The sequence below is a fragment of the Sulfitobacter sp. PM12 genome (assembly GCF_045586035.1).
Lineage (GTDB): Bacteria > Pseudomonadota > Alphaproteobacteria > Rhodobacterales > Rhodobacteraceae > Sulfitobacter > Sulfitobacter pontiacus.
This window is the reverse complement of the sequence record NZ_CP151532.1, coordinates 1-14,876: the sequence shown is the minus strand read 5'-3', so window position 1 is coordinate 14,876 and position 14,876 is coordinate 1. Positions and strand designations below refer to the sequence as shown.

The 14,876-nt window shown below is 57.4% G+C and carries 18 protein-coding genes; 13 read left to right on the top strand and 5 right to left on the bottom strand.

Translation table 11 applies throughout. The features are described 5' to 3' along the window. Nucleotides 1-39 precede the first annotated feature (39 nt). A complete protein-coding gene (locus tag AADW22_RS16340; protein ID WP_184583845.1) occupies nucleotides 40-1,431 on the bottom strand; it encodes a FliI/YscN family ATPase in 1,392 nt (463 codons plus the stop codon). 62 nt (nucleotides 1,432-1,493) lie between these two features. Here AADW22_RS16340 and AADW22_RS16335 point away from each other — a divergent pair, with 62 nt between their 5' ends. The 8 genes from AADW22_RS16335 to AADW22_RS16300 are packed head-to-tail and all read left to right on the top strand — an operon-like array spanning nucleotide 1,494 to nucleotide 7,683. Next, nucleotides 1,494-1,847, top strand: a complete 354-nt coding sequence (locus AADW22_RS16335; RefSeq protein WP_005849029.1) for a flagellar basal body protein — start codon at nucleotides 1,494-1,496, stop codon at nucleotides 1,845-1,847. A gap of 14 nt (nucleotides 1,848-1,861) precedes the next feature. Then, nucleotides 1,862-2,272: a flagellar basal body rod protein FlgC gene (gene flgC / locus AADW22_RS16330; protein WP_074636865.1), complete on the top strand. Its 411-nt coding sequence runs from the start codon at nucleotides 1,862-1,864 to the stop codon at nucleotides 2,270-2,272. Between the two features lie 9 nt (nucleotides 2,273-2,281). Next, the gene (locus AADW22_RS16325; protein WP_005849033.1) at nucleotides 2,282-2,599 is read left to right on the top strand and encodes a flagellar hook-basal body complex protein FliE; all 318 of its coding nucleotides are present in this window, start codon (nucleotides 2,282-2,284) and stop codon (nucleotides 2,597-2,599) included. A 39-nt stretch (nucleotides 2,600-2,638) separates the two neighbouring features. After that, nucleotides 2,639-2,908 carry a flagellar biosynthetic protein FliQ gene (locus tag AADW22_RS16320; RefSeq protein WP_005849035.1) on the top strand — a complete coding sequence of 90 codons (270 nt, stop codon included), beginning with the start codon at nucleotides 2,639-2,641 and terminating at the stop codon, nucleotides 2,906-2,908. Between the two features lies 1 nt (nucleotide 2,909). Further along, entirely contained in the window at nucleotides 2,910-3,698 is a 789-nt protein-coding gene (locus AADW22_RS16315; RefSeq protein ID WP_235183703.1) for a lytic transglycosylase domain-containing protein, read from the top strand. 2 nt (nucleotides 3,699-3,700) lie between these two features. Beyond that, complete coding sequence (gene flhA, locus AADW22_RS16310; protein ID WP_407474701.1) at nucleotides 3,701-5,791, top strand: flagellar biosynthesis protein FlhA; 2,091 nt, start codon at nucleotides 3,701-3,703, stop codon at nucleotides 5,789-5,791. Between the two features lie 6 nt (nucleotides 5,792-5,797). Beyond that, the gene (locus AADW22_RS16305; protein ID WP_278425743.1) at nucleotides 5,798-6,553 is read left to right on the top strand and encodes a flagellar biosynthetic protein FliR; all 756 of its coding nucleotides are present in this window, start codon (nucleotides 5,798-5,800) and stop codon (nucleotides 6,551-6,553) included. 2 nt (nucleotides 6,554-6,555) lie between these two features. Then, on the top strand, nucleotides 6,556-7,683 hold the full coding sequence (locus tag AADW22_RS16300; protein WP_005849043.1) for a flagellar biosynthesis protein FlhB: 1,128 nt from the start codon (nucleotides 6,556-6,558) through the stop codon (nucleotides 7,681-7,683). Here AADW22_RS16300 and AADW22_RS16295 read toward each other — a convergent pair. From AADW22_RS16295 to fliL, 4 genes are read right to left on the bottom strand one after another with little or no spacing between them, the layout of a single operon-like run. Next, entirely contained in the window at nucleotides 7,680-8,342 is a 663-nt protein-coding gene (locus tag AADW22_RS16295; RefSeq protein ID WP_005849044.1) for a MotE family protein, read from the bottom strand. The two genes, AADW22_RS16300 and AADW22_RS16295, sit on opposite strands and share 4 nt — an antisense overlap. 3 nt (nucleotides 8,343-8,345) lie before the next feature. Then, nucleotides 8,346-8,720 (bottom strand): flagellar motor switch protein, encoded by a 375-nt coding sequence (locus AADW22_RS16290; RefSeq protein WP_407474700.1) that lies wholly within the window; start codon nucleotides 8,718-8,720, stop codon nucleotides 8,346-8,348. After that, a complete protein-coding gene (locus tag AADW22_RS16285) occupies nucleotides 8,701-9,657 on the bottom strand; it encodes a flagellar motor switch protein FliM (protein WP_407474699.1) in 957 nt (318 codons plus the stop codon). The genes AADW22_RS16290 and AADW22_RS16285 overlap by 20 nt, the downstream gene beginning before the upstream one ends. A 9-nt stretch (nucleotides 9,658-9,666) precedes the next feature. Continuing rightward, on the bottom strand, nucleotides 9,667-10,305 hold the full coding sequence (gene fliL / locus AADW22_RS16280) for a flagellar basal body-associated protein FliL (protein WP_037966637.1): 639 nt from the start codon (nucleotides 10,303-10,305) through the stop codon (nucleotides 9,667-9,669). Nucleotides 10,306-10,440: 135 nt separating this feature from the next. On the opposite strand from fliL, the gene fliF reads away from it, so the two are divergent. The 5 genes from fliF to AADW22_RS16255 all read left to right on the top strand — a co-directional run. Beyond that, complete coding sequence (fliF, locus tag AADW22_RS16275; protein ID WP_407474698.1) at nucleotides 10,441-12,135, top strand: flagellar basal-body MS-ring/collar protein FliF; 1,695 nt, start codon at nucleotides 10,441-10,443, stop codon at nucleotides 12,133-12,135. Then, a complete protein-coding gene (locus AADW22_RS16270) occupies nucleotides 12,132-12,773 on the top strand; it encodes a flagellar motor switch protein FliH (RefSeq protein WP_407474697.1) in 642 nt (213 codons plus the stop codon). The genes fliF and AADW22_RS16270 overlap by 4 nt, the downstream gene beginning before the upstream one ends. Then, entirely contained in the window at nucleotides 12,773-13,117 is a 345-nt protein-coding gene (gene fliN / locus AADW22_RS16265; protein ID WP_064216629.1) for a flagellar motor switch protein FliN, read from the top strand. The genes AADW22_RS16270 and fliN overlap by 1 nt, the downstream gene beginning before the upstream one ends. Beyond that, complete coding sequence (gene fliP / locus AADW22_RS16260; RefSeq protein WP_180829517.1) at nucleotides 13,117-13,941, top strand: flagellar type III secretion system pore protein FliP; 825 nt, start codon at nucleotides 13,117-13,119, stop codon at nucleotides 13,939-13,941. The genes fliN and fliP overlap by 1 nt, the downstream gene beginning before the upstream one ends. A gap of 126 nt (nucleotides 13,942-14,067) precedes the next feature. After that, nucleotides 14,068-14,876, top strand: an 809-nt coding sequence (locus AADW22_RS16255; RefSeq protein WP_407474696.1) for a flagellar motor switch protein FliG, incomplete at its 3' end; no start/stop codon positions are given.

Here is a 14,876-nt window from a genome sequence, read left to right as displayed (position 1 = left end):
ACACAAAACACCGGCTTGGACAGACGTCCCGCCGGTTTTTTATTGCGCTGTCGTCGCCTCGGCGCGGGCGCGTTCTTCGAAAAAGCTGCGCAGCGGGTCGTCGATGCCGGATTCCAGTATCATCCGGTAGGTGTCGGCAAAGCCTTCGGCGGCTGGGGTCTTGTCGCCGCGGCTTTGTGACAGAAATGGGCTGGCCGCGCGGAAAAATGTGATGGCTTGGTCCGTTTCCGGGTCGGACCCGGCTTTATACGCTCCCAATCGGATCAGATCTTCCATATCGGCGTAGCGGCCCAAAGCCTTGCGCGCGACTTTGGTGATCTCGTATTCTTCGGGAGAGTGGCAGCCCGGCAGCATCCGCGACAGCGATTTTTGCAGATCGATCGCGGGGAAACGCCCTTGTTCGGCGATGCGCCGGTCGAGCACCAGATGCCCGTCCACGATCCCGCGCACCGCATCCGCGATGGGTTCGTTCATATCGTCCCCATCCACCAGCACCGTATAAAGACCGGTAATGTCACCTTCCGCCGCCATGCCGGGGCCGGCACGTTCCAGCAAATGGGGCAGTTCGCTGAACACCGACGGCGGATAGCCCCGCAGGGTTGGCGGCTCGCCGCGGGCGAGGCCGATTTCACGCTGCGCCATCGCAAAACGGGTGACGCTATCCAGCAGCAGCAACACCTGCTTTCCCGTCGATTTGAAGTATTCAGCAATCGCGGTCGTGGTTAATGCGGCCTGTTTGCGCAGCAGCGGTGCCTCGTCCCCGGTAGAGACGACGACAACGGCGCGCGCCATGCCTTCTTCGCCCAGATCCTCTTGGATGAACTGTTGCACCTCGCGGCCGCGTTCGCCGATCAGCCCGATGACAATCACATCGGCATCCGTATTGCGGGCCAGCATGGCCATCATGGTCGATTTACCGACACCGGAACCCGCGAAAACACCCATCCTCTGGCCGCGACAAATCGGGGTGAAAATATCAATGCATTTGATCTGTGTTTCCAGCTTCTCGCCCACCTTCTTGCGGTCGAATGCACCGGGTGGGTTGGCGCGAAAGCGGGTTTTGCGGCGCGGGCGGCGCGCGCGGGTGTATTGCGTGAGGGGGCGGCCAAGCGCATCGACCACCGTGCCGATCCAGCTGTCGTCGGGGGATACCATATCGTCGTGCTCGATCAATTCGACGGTATTCCCGACGGACACGCCCTCCCATGTGCCGAACGGCAGAACGCATAGATCACTGCCCTGCGCGCTGACGACTTCGCCATCGATGTGTCCTGCGGGGGTGTGCACCCGGCATTGGCTGCCGATCGCTGCCATCGCCTCTAGCCCGCTGACGGTGAGGGTCATGCCAGTGATGGACCTGACGGTGCCCGAGATCTTTGCGCTGGCGCATGAATAGATGGACTTTTGCAGGTTTGCGAAGGCAGAAGTCAAAATATACTCTTTCGAAAATATTCTATCCTTGCTATATAACAAGGATAAATAATGAGTCTAGTATGAATACAGATCCCACATCCTTGTTCAGCCTTGCACCCAAGCGTTTGCAGTGGCTTGCCACGCGGCAGAATGTCGTGTCGGAGAACATCGCGAATTCTGACGTTGCGGGATACCGCGCGCAGGATGTGCAAAGCTTTGCCAGCTATTTGGAAGACGCAGGTCGGTCGCAACGTTTGCAGGAGGCCGAGGTGGTTGAGGCGCGGGTTCTGGGTGGCGCTACGGCAACCGGGAATAATGTGAACCTGGAAGAGCAGTTGGTCGAGGCGAACAGCGCCTCGGGTCAGTTTCAAATGGCCGCGAGCCTGTACCGCAAAGCGCACGAGATGGTCTACGCCGTCGCTGGCCGGAAATAACGGAGAGACGCGCGATGGATTCCCTTTCCAGAATTTCAGCAACAGCAGCCAGCGGGATGCGGGCGCAGGGTGACCGGTTGCGCATCGTCTCTGAAAACCTTGCTAATGCCAGTTCGACCGCGCAAACGGCGGGGGGTGACCCATACCAGCGCAAGACGATTTCTTTCGAAAGCGCTACGGATCCTTCAACGGGGGCGGCGATTGTGCAGTCTGCAGGCGTGCTGCGGGATGATGCCGATTTCACGCTGCGGTATGAACCATCGCACCCCGCGGCGGATCAGAACGGCTATATCAAGATGCCGAACGTGAACCCGCTGATCGAAATGAGCAATATGCGTGAAGCCGCGCGCAGCTATGAAGCAAACCTTTCGATGCTGGACAAGGCGCGTGACATGCGCCGTCAGTTGGTCGAGCTGTTGAAGTAAGGTGCCAGAATGACAGATTTTTCCGCCATCCGATCGTCCTATGTTGAAGCCGCCTATGCAAAGACGGTGCAGGGCGAAACGCGGGGTGCAAAACCCGCTGGTCCCGCCCCCAAGGATTTTGCCCAGATGGTCGGCGATGCCGCGTCGCAGGCCGTGGATTCGGTGCGCGAAGGCGACCAGATGGCGATCAAGGGGCTGACAGGGCAAGCCAGCCTGCAAGAGGTTGTTCAGGCCACCATGGCGATGGAGCAGACAGTTCAGGTTTCGGTCGCGCTGCGTGACAAACTGGTGGAAGCGTACCAAGAAGTTATGCGTATGCCGGTTTAACGTCAGGTTAACACGCGCCATGTTTTTCGGAGGTCCGCTGTGGATTCTGTCACTATCTACGAAATCATCCGGCAGACGTTAACCGTGACATTGATCGGATCGGCACCTGTGCTTGTTGTGGCGCTTGGCGTCGGGCTTGCCATCGCGTTTTTCCAGGCTTTGACACAGATTCAGGAAATGACGCTAACGTTCGTGCCCAAGATCGCTGCGATTTTTGTGACGCTCGCCATCAGCATTCCTTTTATTTTTTCGACACTTGTCGGGCTCTCGGACCGGGTGTTTGATCTTGTCTCCAACGGGGGGCTCTAGGGTGCGCCTCACCGTCTTGTTCATGGTTCTCTTGCTGCCCGTCTCTGCCTTGGCGGACAAAGGCGGTTGGACGGGGTTTTACACGTCATCCGCTCCTGCCGTGAAGTTGGGTCGGCAAAACGCCACGTCAAACCCGATGCGCGTCTGCGTGGACGAGATCCTTTTGGCTGAACAGCGCTATAACATTCCCGGTAACCTGTTGCTGGCGATCGGGATTCAGGAAGCTGGCCGTCAGGTGAACAACAAGCTGGTGGTATGGCCGTGGACCGCAAACACAAACGGTACCGGCACGTTCTTTGGCAGCAAGCTCGCATTAGAAGCGCATGTGCGCGAGACAGAGGGCCGCGGCATCCGGTCCACGGATGTGGGATGCATGCAGATTAACCAACGGTGGCATGGCGACCAGTTCTCCTCGCTGGAAGAGGCGACGACGCCAGCGCATAACGTCGATTATGCCGCACGTTTTCTGACCGCGCTATATCACGAGACAGGCGATTGGTGGCAGGCCGCCGGCCGGTACCATTCGTCTAACCCCAGCTACAAAGCTGTTTATCTGCAGAAGTTGCAGCAGAACCAGCGCATCGCCCAGGCATTCCTGACCCGCTTTGCAAGTGATGTCAGCCCGGGCAATAGCACCCCGCAGCAGGTTGCAGTCACCCGCGAGATGCCCGATTTCAACTGGAGCGCCGATCTGAGCGGTGCAAACTCCGGCAAAGCGGGCGGCGCGCTGTCAATCTATTCTACGCAGGCGTTGGCCCCCATCCTGCCCCATTACGCAGAGGTCAACTGAGCGTGGCGACACCAGACACAAATCCGCAGCCCTTCAGCTTTGCCAAGCTCAGCGGTGCCAATCGCGACATCGGGTTCGCCGTGGGGATGGTTCTCATCCTGGCGATGTTGTTTATTCCTTTGCCTCCCTTCTTTCTGGATCTGGGTTTGGCGATTTCCCTCGCGTTGTCCGTTCTGATTCTCATGGTGGCCCTGTGGATCGGTACACCCTTGGAATTTAATTCCTTTCCGACGCTTTTGCTGGTCGTCACGATGCTGCGTCTGGCGCTGAACGTATCCTCCACCAGATTAATTTTGAGTGAAGGTCATAACGGGCCGGGCGCTGCGGGGAATGTCATCGAGGGATTTTCGCAGTTCATTCTGGGCGGCGACTTCATCATCGGCATTATTGTTTTCACAATTCTGGTGATCATTAACTTTATCGTCATCACTAAGGGCTCTACTCGAATCGCGGAGGTTGCGGCGCGATTCTCGCTGGATGCGATGCCGGGCAAACAGATGGCGATCGATGCTGACCTCGGCGCCGGTGCCATTACGGAGGAGGAGGCGAAACTACGGCGTAAAACGGTCGAGGAAGAAAGCTCGTTCTTCGGGGCGATGGACGGTGCGTCCAAGTTCGTCCGCGGGGATGCAGTTGCTGGGTTGATCATCACGCTGATCAACGTTTTTGGCGGCATTATGATCGGTATGATCAGCCACGGACTGAGCGTGGGCGACGCGATGAGCCGCTATACAGTGCTAACGATCGGTGACGGTTTGGTCACGCAAATCCCGGCGTTGGTCGTGTCTCTTGCCGCTGGTTTGCTGGTGACCAAGGGCGGAACACTGGGTGCGGCGAACGAAGCCGTCTTGGGGCAGCTCAGCAATTTCCCCAAGGCTTTGTATGTCGCGGCGGGACTGACATTCTGTATCGGTTGGCTGCCCGGCTTTCCGTTGATGATCTTTCTCGCGCTCTCTGCCGGGATGGCGGGCTTTGGCTATATCATGCAGAAGTCCTTTGTAGAGCGGGACAAGGCCGAGAAACTCGCCGCCGCGCGTGACGCGGCACCTGTTGAGAGTGCTGAAGACAAGCTGTCGGATATGCTGCGCGTTGATGATGTACGGCTGGATCTCGGCTCTGGTCTCGTGCCGATGATTACCTCGGTCAATGCGGCGCTGCCGGGTAAGGTTAAAAGCCTCCGGTCGTTGTTTATAAAAGACTTCGGGTTTGTCTTGCCGTTGGTTCGGATCAAGGACGATGCGGAGCTTCCCGCCTATACCTACGCCATTTCCCTGCAAGGGGTGGAGGCCGCCCGTGGGGAAGTGGACCCGATGATGATGATGGTGATTAACCCGTCGGGCCAAGAAATTAACCTTCCCGGCAAACGCACGCGCGAACCGACCTTCGGGTTGGAAGCGATCTGGGTTGACGAAACGCGCGCATCCGAAGCAGAGCTCATGGGGATGACTGTCGTTGATCCGGAAAGCGTGATCACCACGCATCTGACCGAGGTGATCAAGGAGCATATGCCCGAGATCCTGACCTATGCCGCGACGCAGGAATTGATCGAGGGGCAGGGCAAGGAATATCAGAAACTGCTTTCAAGCGGCTCTGACAGCAGCTCGGCTGTTATGTTGCAGCATGTCTTGCAGGCGCTGCTTGCAGAGCGGGTGTCGATCCGAAATCTGTCGATGATCATCGAAGCGGTCGCGGAGGCAAGCGCCACGTCCAAGAATATCCGCACAGTGATCGAGCACGCCCGGAGCAAACTGGCCAAACAAATTTGCCAATCCTTGAAGGATTCTCAAGGATATGTGCCCGTCATAAATCTGGGTGGAGATTGGGAGCGCGAGCTTGCGACTTCGATCTCTAAAGCGAACGGGGAAGAAACCTTCCTGATGTCGCCGTCGCGGGTGCAGGAATTTGTTCTTGCAGTACGCAAGGAAATCCAGAAGTTTTCGAGCGCAGATGAATGGCCGGCCATTTTGGTCAGCCCGCAAGCGCGGCCCTACGTCCGGTCGATCCTCGAACGGGTGAGCCCCATGACCCAAGTGATTTCGCACAACGAAGTCCACCGCAAAGCGTCGCTACGTACTGTTGGCACCGTCGGTTAACCGATCGTGGCAATCGAACCCTTCATTTCGACGCTATTTTTCTCTTTTTTCGTGGTGTTTGCCCGCATTGGCACGGCGCTGATGTTTATGCCCGGGTTTGGGGAGGTGCAGATTCCAGTGCGCCCGCGGCTGTCCTTGGCGGTGCTGATCAGTCTTTCCCTGCTTCCGCTGACACCCATTGCAAGCGCGCTGCCTGATAGCGCGGTGACCGCGGTGTTCCTGTTGGGCGCCGAGGTGCTGATCGGGCTGTGGATTGGTCTTTGTGCGCGTATCCTGTTGTCAGCATTGCAGTTTGCGGGGTTTCAGGTCGGGCAGGTGTCTGGTTTGGCAAACGCTTTTGGCCCGTCGTTCGGGTCGTTTGAAGGCGCGACGATGGTGGCGACCTTGCTGCTGATGAGCGCGGTGACCATGATCTTTGTCACAGACACCCATCATCTGATCATCCGCGCATTGCTTGCCAGTTATCAGGTGTTCCCGCCCGGACAGTTCGTGCTCGCCGATCTTGCTGATCAAATACTTCGTGTCGCGAGTGCGAGCCTTTACATCGGGACGGCAATTGCGGCCCCCTTCTTTGTGATGGGGGTGATTTTGAACCTTGGCATGGGGCTGGCAAACCGGATGATGCCACAACTGCCCGTGTTTTTCGTAGCGGCATCGCTGTTGATCGGGGCAGGGCTGCTGATCCTTGCTATCGCCGTGCCAGCCATGCTTGATTACTTCCTAGTGCGATTCCAGGAGTGGATCATGGGCTTTAGGATCTAATCATGGCCGAGAATAGCGACAGCACAGAAAAGACCCTAGAGCCGACCGAAAAGAAGCTTAAGGACGCGCGCAAGAAAGGGGATGTCCCGTCTTCAAAGGAGACGGGGAACATGGTCGTTGTCGTGGCGATGTTAGGGATCGCCGCCTTGGTCTTGCCCTATCAGGCCCCGCAAATCGTCGTCGCGCTGTCAGTTCTGCTGGACCATTCCCCAAATCTGATGGTCGCCACGGGGGAGCCGGGGGTGATCCGGCTGGGGCAGATCATGAGCGAATTCTTCTATATGATCGTGTGGGCTGTCCTTCCTATCTTTGGCGTTTTGTTCTTGGGCGGCGCGATTGGCGCGGTGATTCAGGGGGAAACCGTCGTTGCGGCAGAGCGTATCAAACCAAAGCTTTCCAAATTGTCACCGCTGGAAGGGTTGAAGCGTCTTTTTTCGGCGAATGCGCTGGTCGAATTCGCGAAAAGTATCGTCAAAGTCTTGGCAATCGGTGGGCTTGCCGTGTGGTTCACGAATGAAGCGGTGCGGCGCATCTGGACCTCGTCGGGCTTTATCCCCGAGCATCTGCCCGGCTATCTGACCGCCGCTGCTGTTAAGCTGTTGATTGCGGCTGCAATTCTGCTTGTGCCAATCGCGATTGCCGACATTCTGTGGCGTCGTTTTGATTGGCGGCGCAAGCAAAGGATGAGCCAGAAAGACATCAAGGACGAGCACAAGGAATCCGAAGGCTCCCCCGAAATCCGGCAGAAACGGGCGCGTCGCCGGCGCGAGCTGTCACAACAGCGTACAATCACTGCTGTGCCTTTGGCAGATGTCATTCTGACCAACCCGACCCATTATTCAATCGCGCTGAAATACGACCCGGCGCAGGATATGGCCCCGGTCTGTATCGCCAAAGGCGCAGATCATCTGGCGCGGCGCATCCGCGAAGTGGCTGCGGAGCACGATATTCCGATGATCGAGAATAAACCGTTAACGCGAATGCTGTATGACGAGATCGACGTCGATCAGGTCATTCCCGTCGCCCATTGGGAAATTGTCGCCGAGATCATCAGCTTCGTCTTTGACCTGCGCAACAATAAAAAGCGGGCGGCACCGCAGGGGTCTACCCTGCGGACCGATCCATATTAACGAAGCTTGATACCTGTAAGATCTTGATCCGCCGGAAGCTGCGAACGTTCCAGAATGATTTTGGAGACGGCGCGCGCCCGTACAGGCGGGATCTTTGCAAGGATAGGCGCAGCTGTTCTTGGCTTCATGGTGCCAAGGATCATAATCGTCGTCTCGATGTCCAGATCATCCATGATACGCGCCGCATCGGTCGGCTTCATATTCGTGTAAAGCTGGATCAGACGATCAAGGTCTTCGGTCTGCGCGGCATCAACGCGGCCCAGCAGATCCTCGATAGAGGTCTTGAGCTCGGTCAGAGATGCTTTTTCGATGTTAAGCCGCTCGCGGGCCAGCGCAAACTCAGCACGTTGGTTTTCCAGCTCTTCCTGCTGCAACCGCACCAATTCGCGCTCTTTCGTGAGCGAGATCAAAACGTCTTCGGGCGCTTCGCAACCGTTTGAAAGTTCGGGCAGGTTGCCCACCAGCGGCGGGGCATCCTGAACCGGTTGCAGGCCCGTTTCCTCTTTGGTTTCAGCGGCAAGAACGACCATCGGCTGCTGCGGCAGCGCACTATCCTTGAACAAGGGCAATTCAGGAAAGGATAGCGCGGCTTTGGCGCAGAGCGTCAGGGCCAGCCCTCCAAGGATAATTTTCCCGTTCAACATACCTGGTCCAAACATCTATCAGCCCTTTGCCGCAGAAGAATTTTCGAAAAACGCGCGCACCATCTCTTTTTTATCCCGTACCACGCGCACGCCATTGCGTTCTGCCGGCGCTTGCTTGGTCGCGCGGCGGCTGGCGAAAGAGGCGGCTGTTTCTTCGGGCGGGGGGGGCGCTTCGACGGGGGCCGGCGCACGTTGCGCGGTTTCGATGCTTTCGCGCATGTGGTGCACAGATTGTTCGGATTTATCGACCGCAGAGGAAAATTGTTCGACCAGCGGTTCAAGCTGTTTCAACGTCGCCGTCAACTTGCGCAATTTCATCGAAACCACGTAGCCATAGCCGATGCTGCCGATCAGCAATACGACGATCAGGCTGTCAACTATCGTTGCCATCATCTTCGTGGTCCTCCAGAATTTCCAGCTTTTCGGTAATTTGTACAGCCACATAGCCGTTGTTGCGTTTGCCCAACGACACGTTGAACATCGGGGTGTCGGCACAGGTCACAGTGGCATCGCGGCCTTCCTCGATGCCGAAATCAATGGTGTCGCCGGGCCGCCATGACATGATTTTTTGGAGCGGAAAGACGTTTTCGGACAGGACGACATCCAGATCGACGTTCGCCCGTTCGATCTGCGCCCCGATCAACCCGCGCCACTGGTCTTGCGACACCATACGGTCGCCGAAATAGACTTTCCCCAAGTCGGGCAAGATCTGTTCAAGTGCGTCATAGGGGATGACTAGATCAAGGTTTCCGGTATTCCCTGCCAGGGTCAACGACAGCCGTAACCGCGCGCAAAGGCTCGTGTTTTTGGCAATCGCGGCACCTTCGGCCTCGGTTTCGATTCGATCGAGTTCGAGGTTCGCCGCCCCCACAACCGACAAAGACCGCTCCAACTCGGCAAAGACGGCAGAGGCAAGCCGTTCGCCAAAGCCGAGCTCGATCGCGGTAAAGGGATCGGTGTTGTCGAGATCGACGTTCTTGGCGTTCCCGCCCAGCATCAGTTCAACCGCGGTCATAAGCACCGCTTGATCCATCACCACAAGGATTTCACCGACAAAGGGGTGACCTGTGCCAACGGCCAGAAACGTGGGCTTGGGCAGCCCTTCTATCACTTTGCCCATAGGGATATAGTCAAGCGAGGCGAGTGAGGCTTCACACATGGCGCGCATCAGGTCGGGCAGGGCAACCGACAGGTTTTCGACCATGCGATCGCCAATGATGTCGAGCATGGGCAGGCGATCAAACGTGAAATCCGACATGCGGATGATTTCGTCGATCAGGGTGCTGCCTGCTTCGTCGGATCGCCGTGCTGTTGTGTCGCTCTCGCTCATCGCCGCCTCCTACTGCACGATCAGGTCTTTGATCAGGATTTCCTGCGGCAGATCGCTGCCCACGGCGGCGCGCGCCCGTTTCAGCAGTTCGGCCTTGATATAAAGAATGCCCGCCATGCCGCGCACGTCGTTTTCGGTCAGCCCCCGCAGGTAGCCGTTGAAAAGATCGCGCATGAAGGGCTGGCGTTCGACCATCAGCTTGTCCGCGCCCGCATCGGGCCGGTAGGCGACCATCAGGTTCACCTTAAGAAACGCCGATGTCGGCGTGCCGTTCTGATCGAAACCTTGGATGTTGGTCAGCATCTCGCCCAGATCGATCAGCCCTGTGCTTGCGGCCTTGGTGTCATCGGCGTGGTCTTCGGCATCACCCTCGTCCTTGGCATGATCGTCTTTACCATGATCTTCCGCGTCGGCGTGATCATCCTTGGTGTCCGTTTGATCAGCTTCTTCGCTTTTATACTCGGGCTCGAAGGCTTCGGCGTCTTTGACGTAGGCCGCACGGGCAAGGAAAAAGCCGCCGCCCAAGGATACCACGCACATGAGCGCGGCCGCGATCAGCATTTTACGCGACCCGCGTGGCCGGTCCGCTGCGTCAGCAGAGGCGGCCTGCTTTGCCGCAGCTGGCTTTTTTTTCGCTTTGTCGGCCATGTGGAAACCTTAACTTGGTGTTAATGCCACATTCCCCTTTTAAGGGCAAAAACACAAGGTTAAAAATTGTTTAATACTTGCCTTGAGGCATGAATTGATCAATATATTCACAACAAATCGATGCTGAGGGGCCCCATGCAAGGATTAATCGACAATCTCAAGTCGCTCGGTAAAAACAAGCTCATGATGCTTGGCGGGGCGGGCATTGGTGTAGTGATGTTGATGATTCTCGGCATTGGTGCTGTGACCCGTCCGGACTACGCGCCGCTCTATTCGAATCTGTCGATCACCTCCGCCAATTCGATCGAGGCGACTCTGGCAAACGCCGGCTTCAATGCCATGGTCTCTGAAGACGGTACCAGCATCTCGGTTCCCCGCGGGGACGCGGTGCGGGCGCGTATGGTTTTGGCGGAGACCGGCATGCCCATCGATGGAGATCCGGGATGGGAGCTGTTCGACGAAAGCAGCGGGCTGGCGATGAACTCCTTCCTGCAGAAGATCAATAAGATGCGCGCGATGGAGGGGGAGCTCGCCCGCTCCATCCAGACGCTTGACGGGATCTCGTCTGCGCGGGTTCATCTGGTGTTGCCCGACCGCGAGCCTTTCTCCCGCGATGCGCCTGCGCCGCGTGCCTCTATCATCCTGCGCCCCGAATCCGGCCGTGCGGTAACCCGTAAGCAGGCCGTGGCGGTTAGCAATCTGGTCGCCTCTGCCGTTGCTGATCTGGATATTTCGCGGGTCACCGTTCTGTCGGCCAGTGGCGAGACGATCCTGGCGGAAGGGCCGGACGGTAGCAGCCAAGGCGGCGTCCAATCCGCCAAAGCAGGCATTGAAGACCGCCTGTCGCAAGAGATCCAGAACATCCTGACAGCGCGGGTCGGCGCGGGGAATGCGCGCGTCCATGTGAACGTCGAATTGACCACGCAGCGCGAAGTCATTGTCGAGCAGACATACGACCCCGACCAGCAGGTCGTGCGGTCGACCGAGACGAAGTCCGAAGACCAGACCGGCACGAAAGAGGCAGGCAACGTCGGTGTGGAAAACAACATCCCTGCCGCTTTGGCCGATGGCAATGGGGCAGGGACATCGACCCGTCGGTCCGAGGCTGATGAGATCGTGCAATATGAGATCGGCAACACCCGCCGCGAGATCGTGCGCGAAGCCGGCGACGTGCGGCGCATGTCGGTCGCGGTTCTGGTGAATGGGATCTACAACGTTGACGGGTCAGATGTGATCTACGCTGAACGCACGCCGGAAGAGCTCGCGCGGCTAGGCGAACTGGTCAAAACCGCCGTCGGATTCGACACTACACGCGGGGATAGTGTCTCTGTCGATAGTATGCGGTTCATGGATTATTCGATGGATCTTGGCGATCCGATCGACAAATCTATCGGGGATGAGCTGACCGAGAATGTTGTGTCTATTGTGCGCGGTGTTCTGGCCCTGCTGGTTGTCGGCCTGATCCTCGTCTTTGGCGTGCGGCCCATGCTGCGCAAGTTCAGCGAAGGCGATCAGCTCAACAGTTACGAAGATCCCGCCCTGACCGCAGAAAAGGCCGCCGAACCCGCCGCACTGACAGCGGAAGGCCAGCGCCCCAAGCTGCCCGGCACCACGCCAGCCGTCGCGGATATTGCCGAGGATGACGACCCGCTGACTGTCACGGATGAGGATATCGAAGCTGCTGAAGTGGCTGAATACGTGCGCAAGGAAGGCATCCGCGGGAATCTCCATAAGAAAAAGATCGAGACGATCCAACAGCTTGCAGATGAGAAACCCCAAGAGGTTCTGCGCGTGATCCGGTCGTGGCTTCCTGCCGAGGCAGGCGCATGATCGATCTTTTCGCCCGGAATTTTGACAGCGACAATGCGCCCGCGGCGCCCGTCACTACAATCGACGAGGAAGAGCTGAACCTGCGTCTTGCCGAAGCGCGCAAGCAGGGCTTTGATGCCGGGCGCGCCGTCGGGCAGCAAGATGCAAAGGCGGAGTTTGACGCGCAAGAGGATGCACGACTAGAGGCGGAGAGCGCTGAAATCCGTGCGCAGCTTGCCGCGCTGATCGCGCAAGATACGAGACAATGCCGTGCAACAGAGACTGATATCGTGGAACTCTTCCTCGGCATCGGCGACCGGCTTGTACCAGAGTTGCTGCAAAACTACGGCGTCGATCTGGCCATTGGTCGCATCCGTGAAAGCGTCGCCCTAAGCCGCAGTACACCGGTTCTGTCCATTACCGCCTGCCCCGAAGTCGCCGCGCGGCTGAAAGCCGAGCCGCCGGTTTGGCTACCTGCATCAACAGACGCCGCGTCGATCAAGATTGTCGCGGATAGCGATCTGCCCCGTGGTGCGGCGCGGGTCGTCTGGCAGGGCGGGAAGCTGGAATACGATCTTGAAGAGGCAACCACGGCCGTGCGCAGCGCCTTGCAAACCGCCGCCGTTGAACTGACCGCAACCACAAGGATTGCTGAATAATGCTACATAATGACCAGGATAAAACCCAAGCAGACCTGACTGACAGCAACGCTCAGGATGCAGAGACCAAAGCGCCGGCGGGTCTGGATGGCAAAAGCCTCGATGCGATTTTTGGTGTCAAACTTGACGTCCGTGTCGTTCTGGGGCGCAGCCGTATGCCGATCTCGGAGCTGCTGAACCTGACCAAAGGGTCGGTGATCGAGCTTGACCGCCGCGTGGGTGAACCCGTTGACATCATGATTAACGATCGCATGGTCGCGCGCGGTGATCTGGTGCGCGTGCAGGGGGATTCCCTTGGAGTTGCGCTGCGTGAGATCGTCAAAGACTTCGTCTCAGAAATCTGATGTACCCCCGTTTGCTGCCCCTGTTTGCACCGCGCGTGATGTGTGGTCTGGCCTTGGTTTTGGCTGGTGTCGTCGCGTCCGCATCGACTGGATGGGCGCAAGAGGCAGACCTTGGCAGCATGGTGCGGGACCTCTCTTCGGCTTTCGGTGACGTAACGCCGGGCACGGACGAGGGGGCCAGCCTGTCGGGCCGTCTGATCCAGCTGTTTGCGATCATTACGGTCCTGAGCGTGGCACCGGGGCTTTTGGTGATGGTCACGAGCTTCACCAGATTTGTCATTGTTTTCTCGATGTTACGGCTTGCGCTTGGGCTGAACCAAACGCCACCGAACATCGTGTTGAACGCTATGGCGCTGTTCATGACCTTCTTTGTGATGCAGCCGGTGTTCGAGGATGCGTGGGAGGGCGGGCTGGTCCCTTTGATGGAAAACGCCATCATCGAAGAGCAAGCCGTGCGTAATATATCCGAGCCGTTTTACAACTTCATGTTGGTTAATACACGCGACAAGGATCTCCAGCTTTTCACTGATATTGCGGATGAAGCGTCACCGCCCTCGGACGGGCCTGCTGCGCTGCCAAGCTGGCGGGTGCTGGTGCCCTCCTTCATGATTTCGGAGCTGCGTCGCGCGTTTACCATCGGCTTTCTGATTTACCTGCCATTCATCGCGATCGACCTGATCGTGGCATCGGTTTTGATGAGCGCAGGCATGATGATGCTGCCGCCCGTGTTGGTTTCGCTGCCCTTCAAGGTCATCTTTTTCGTACTGATCGATGGGTGGTACATGCTGGCTGGATCGCTGATTCAATCCTACGTTTCCGGATAAACCGCCGCGGTCATAAATAGCCATGTCAAACAAGAATAGTTTCGGCTATCCTTGTGCGATAATATCCAGCCTGCGGGAATCGACGATCTCATGAACCAGTTTGTACCCCTTCGCAAACATCGCCACATGTCCGGCGCGCAGAAATCGGCGATCCTTTTCCTGTGTTTGGGTGAGGAGAGGGGCGGCGCGATCATGCAGCAGCTTGATGTTGATGAGATTCGCCAGATCACTACCGCTATCTCGACGATGGGCGAAGTCGACGCTGGTATTGTCGAAGAAATCATCGCGGAATTTGATGAAAAAGTGAATCATAGCGGCAGTGTGGTCGGCTCGATTGATGCTGCGCGCGGATTGCTGAAAGAATTCCTCCCCGAAGATCGTGTTGCTGAAATTTTGCAGGAAATTGACGGCAAAAAGATCGATAACGTTTGGAAAGACCTGTCGGATCTGGACGAGAAGGAGTTGGTCGCCTTTCTTCAGAAGGAACACAACCAGACGATCGCGGTCATCCTGACACGAATCCGGCCTGACGTCGCGGCAAAGGTATTGCCGCTTTTGGGGGGCGAACGCGCCGCCGATCTGATCGAGCGCATCATGGGCATGGACAAGCTGCCGATCGATACGATTCAGAATATCGAAAACACATTGCGTGAAGATGTGCTCGCCAAGGCCGGAAACAGCGCTGAAGCCCGGATCGAGAGCCAATTGGTGTCGATTTTCAACAAACTCGATGAAGATATGTTGGTTAATCTCACCCGCAACCTGGAAGAGCGCCAGCCCGATAAGCTCTTGTCCATCAAGCAAAAAATGTTTGTTTTCGATGATTTGGTTAAGTTCAACGAAATGATGTTGGGGAAAATCATGCGCGAAGTGAGCGGGAATACCCTGCCGATGGCGCTGCGTGGTGCCAAGAAGGAAGTGCGTGAACATTTCCT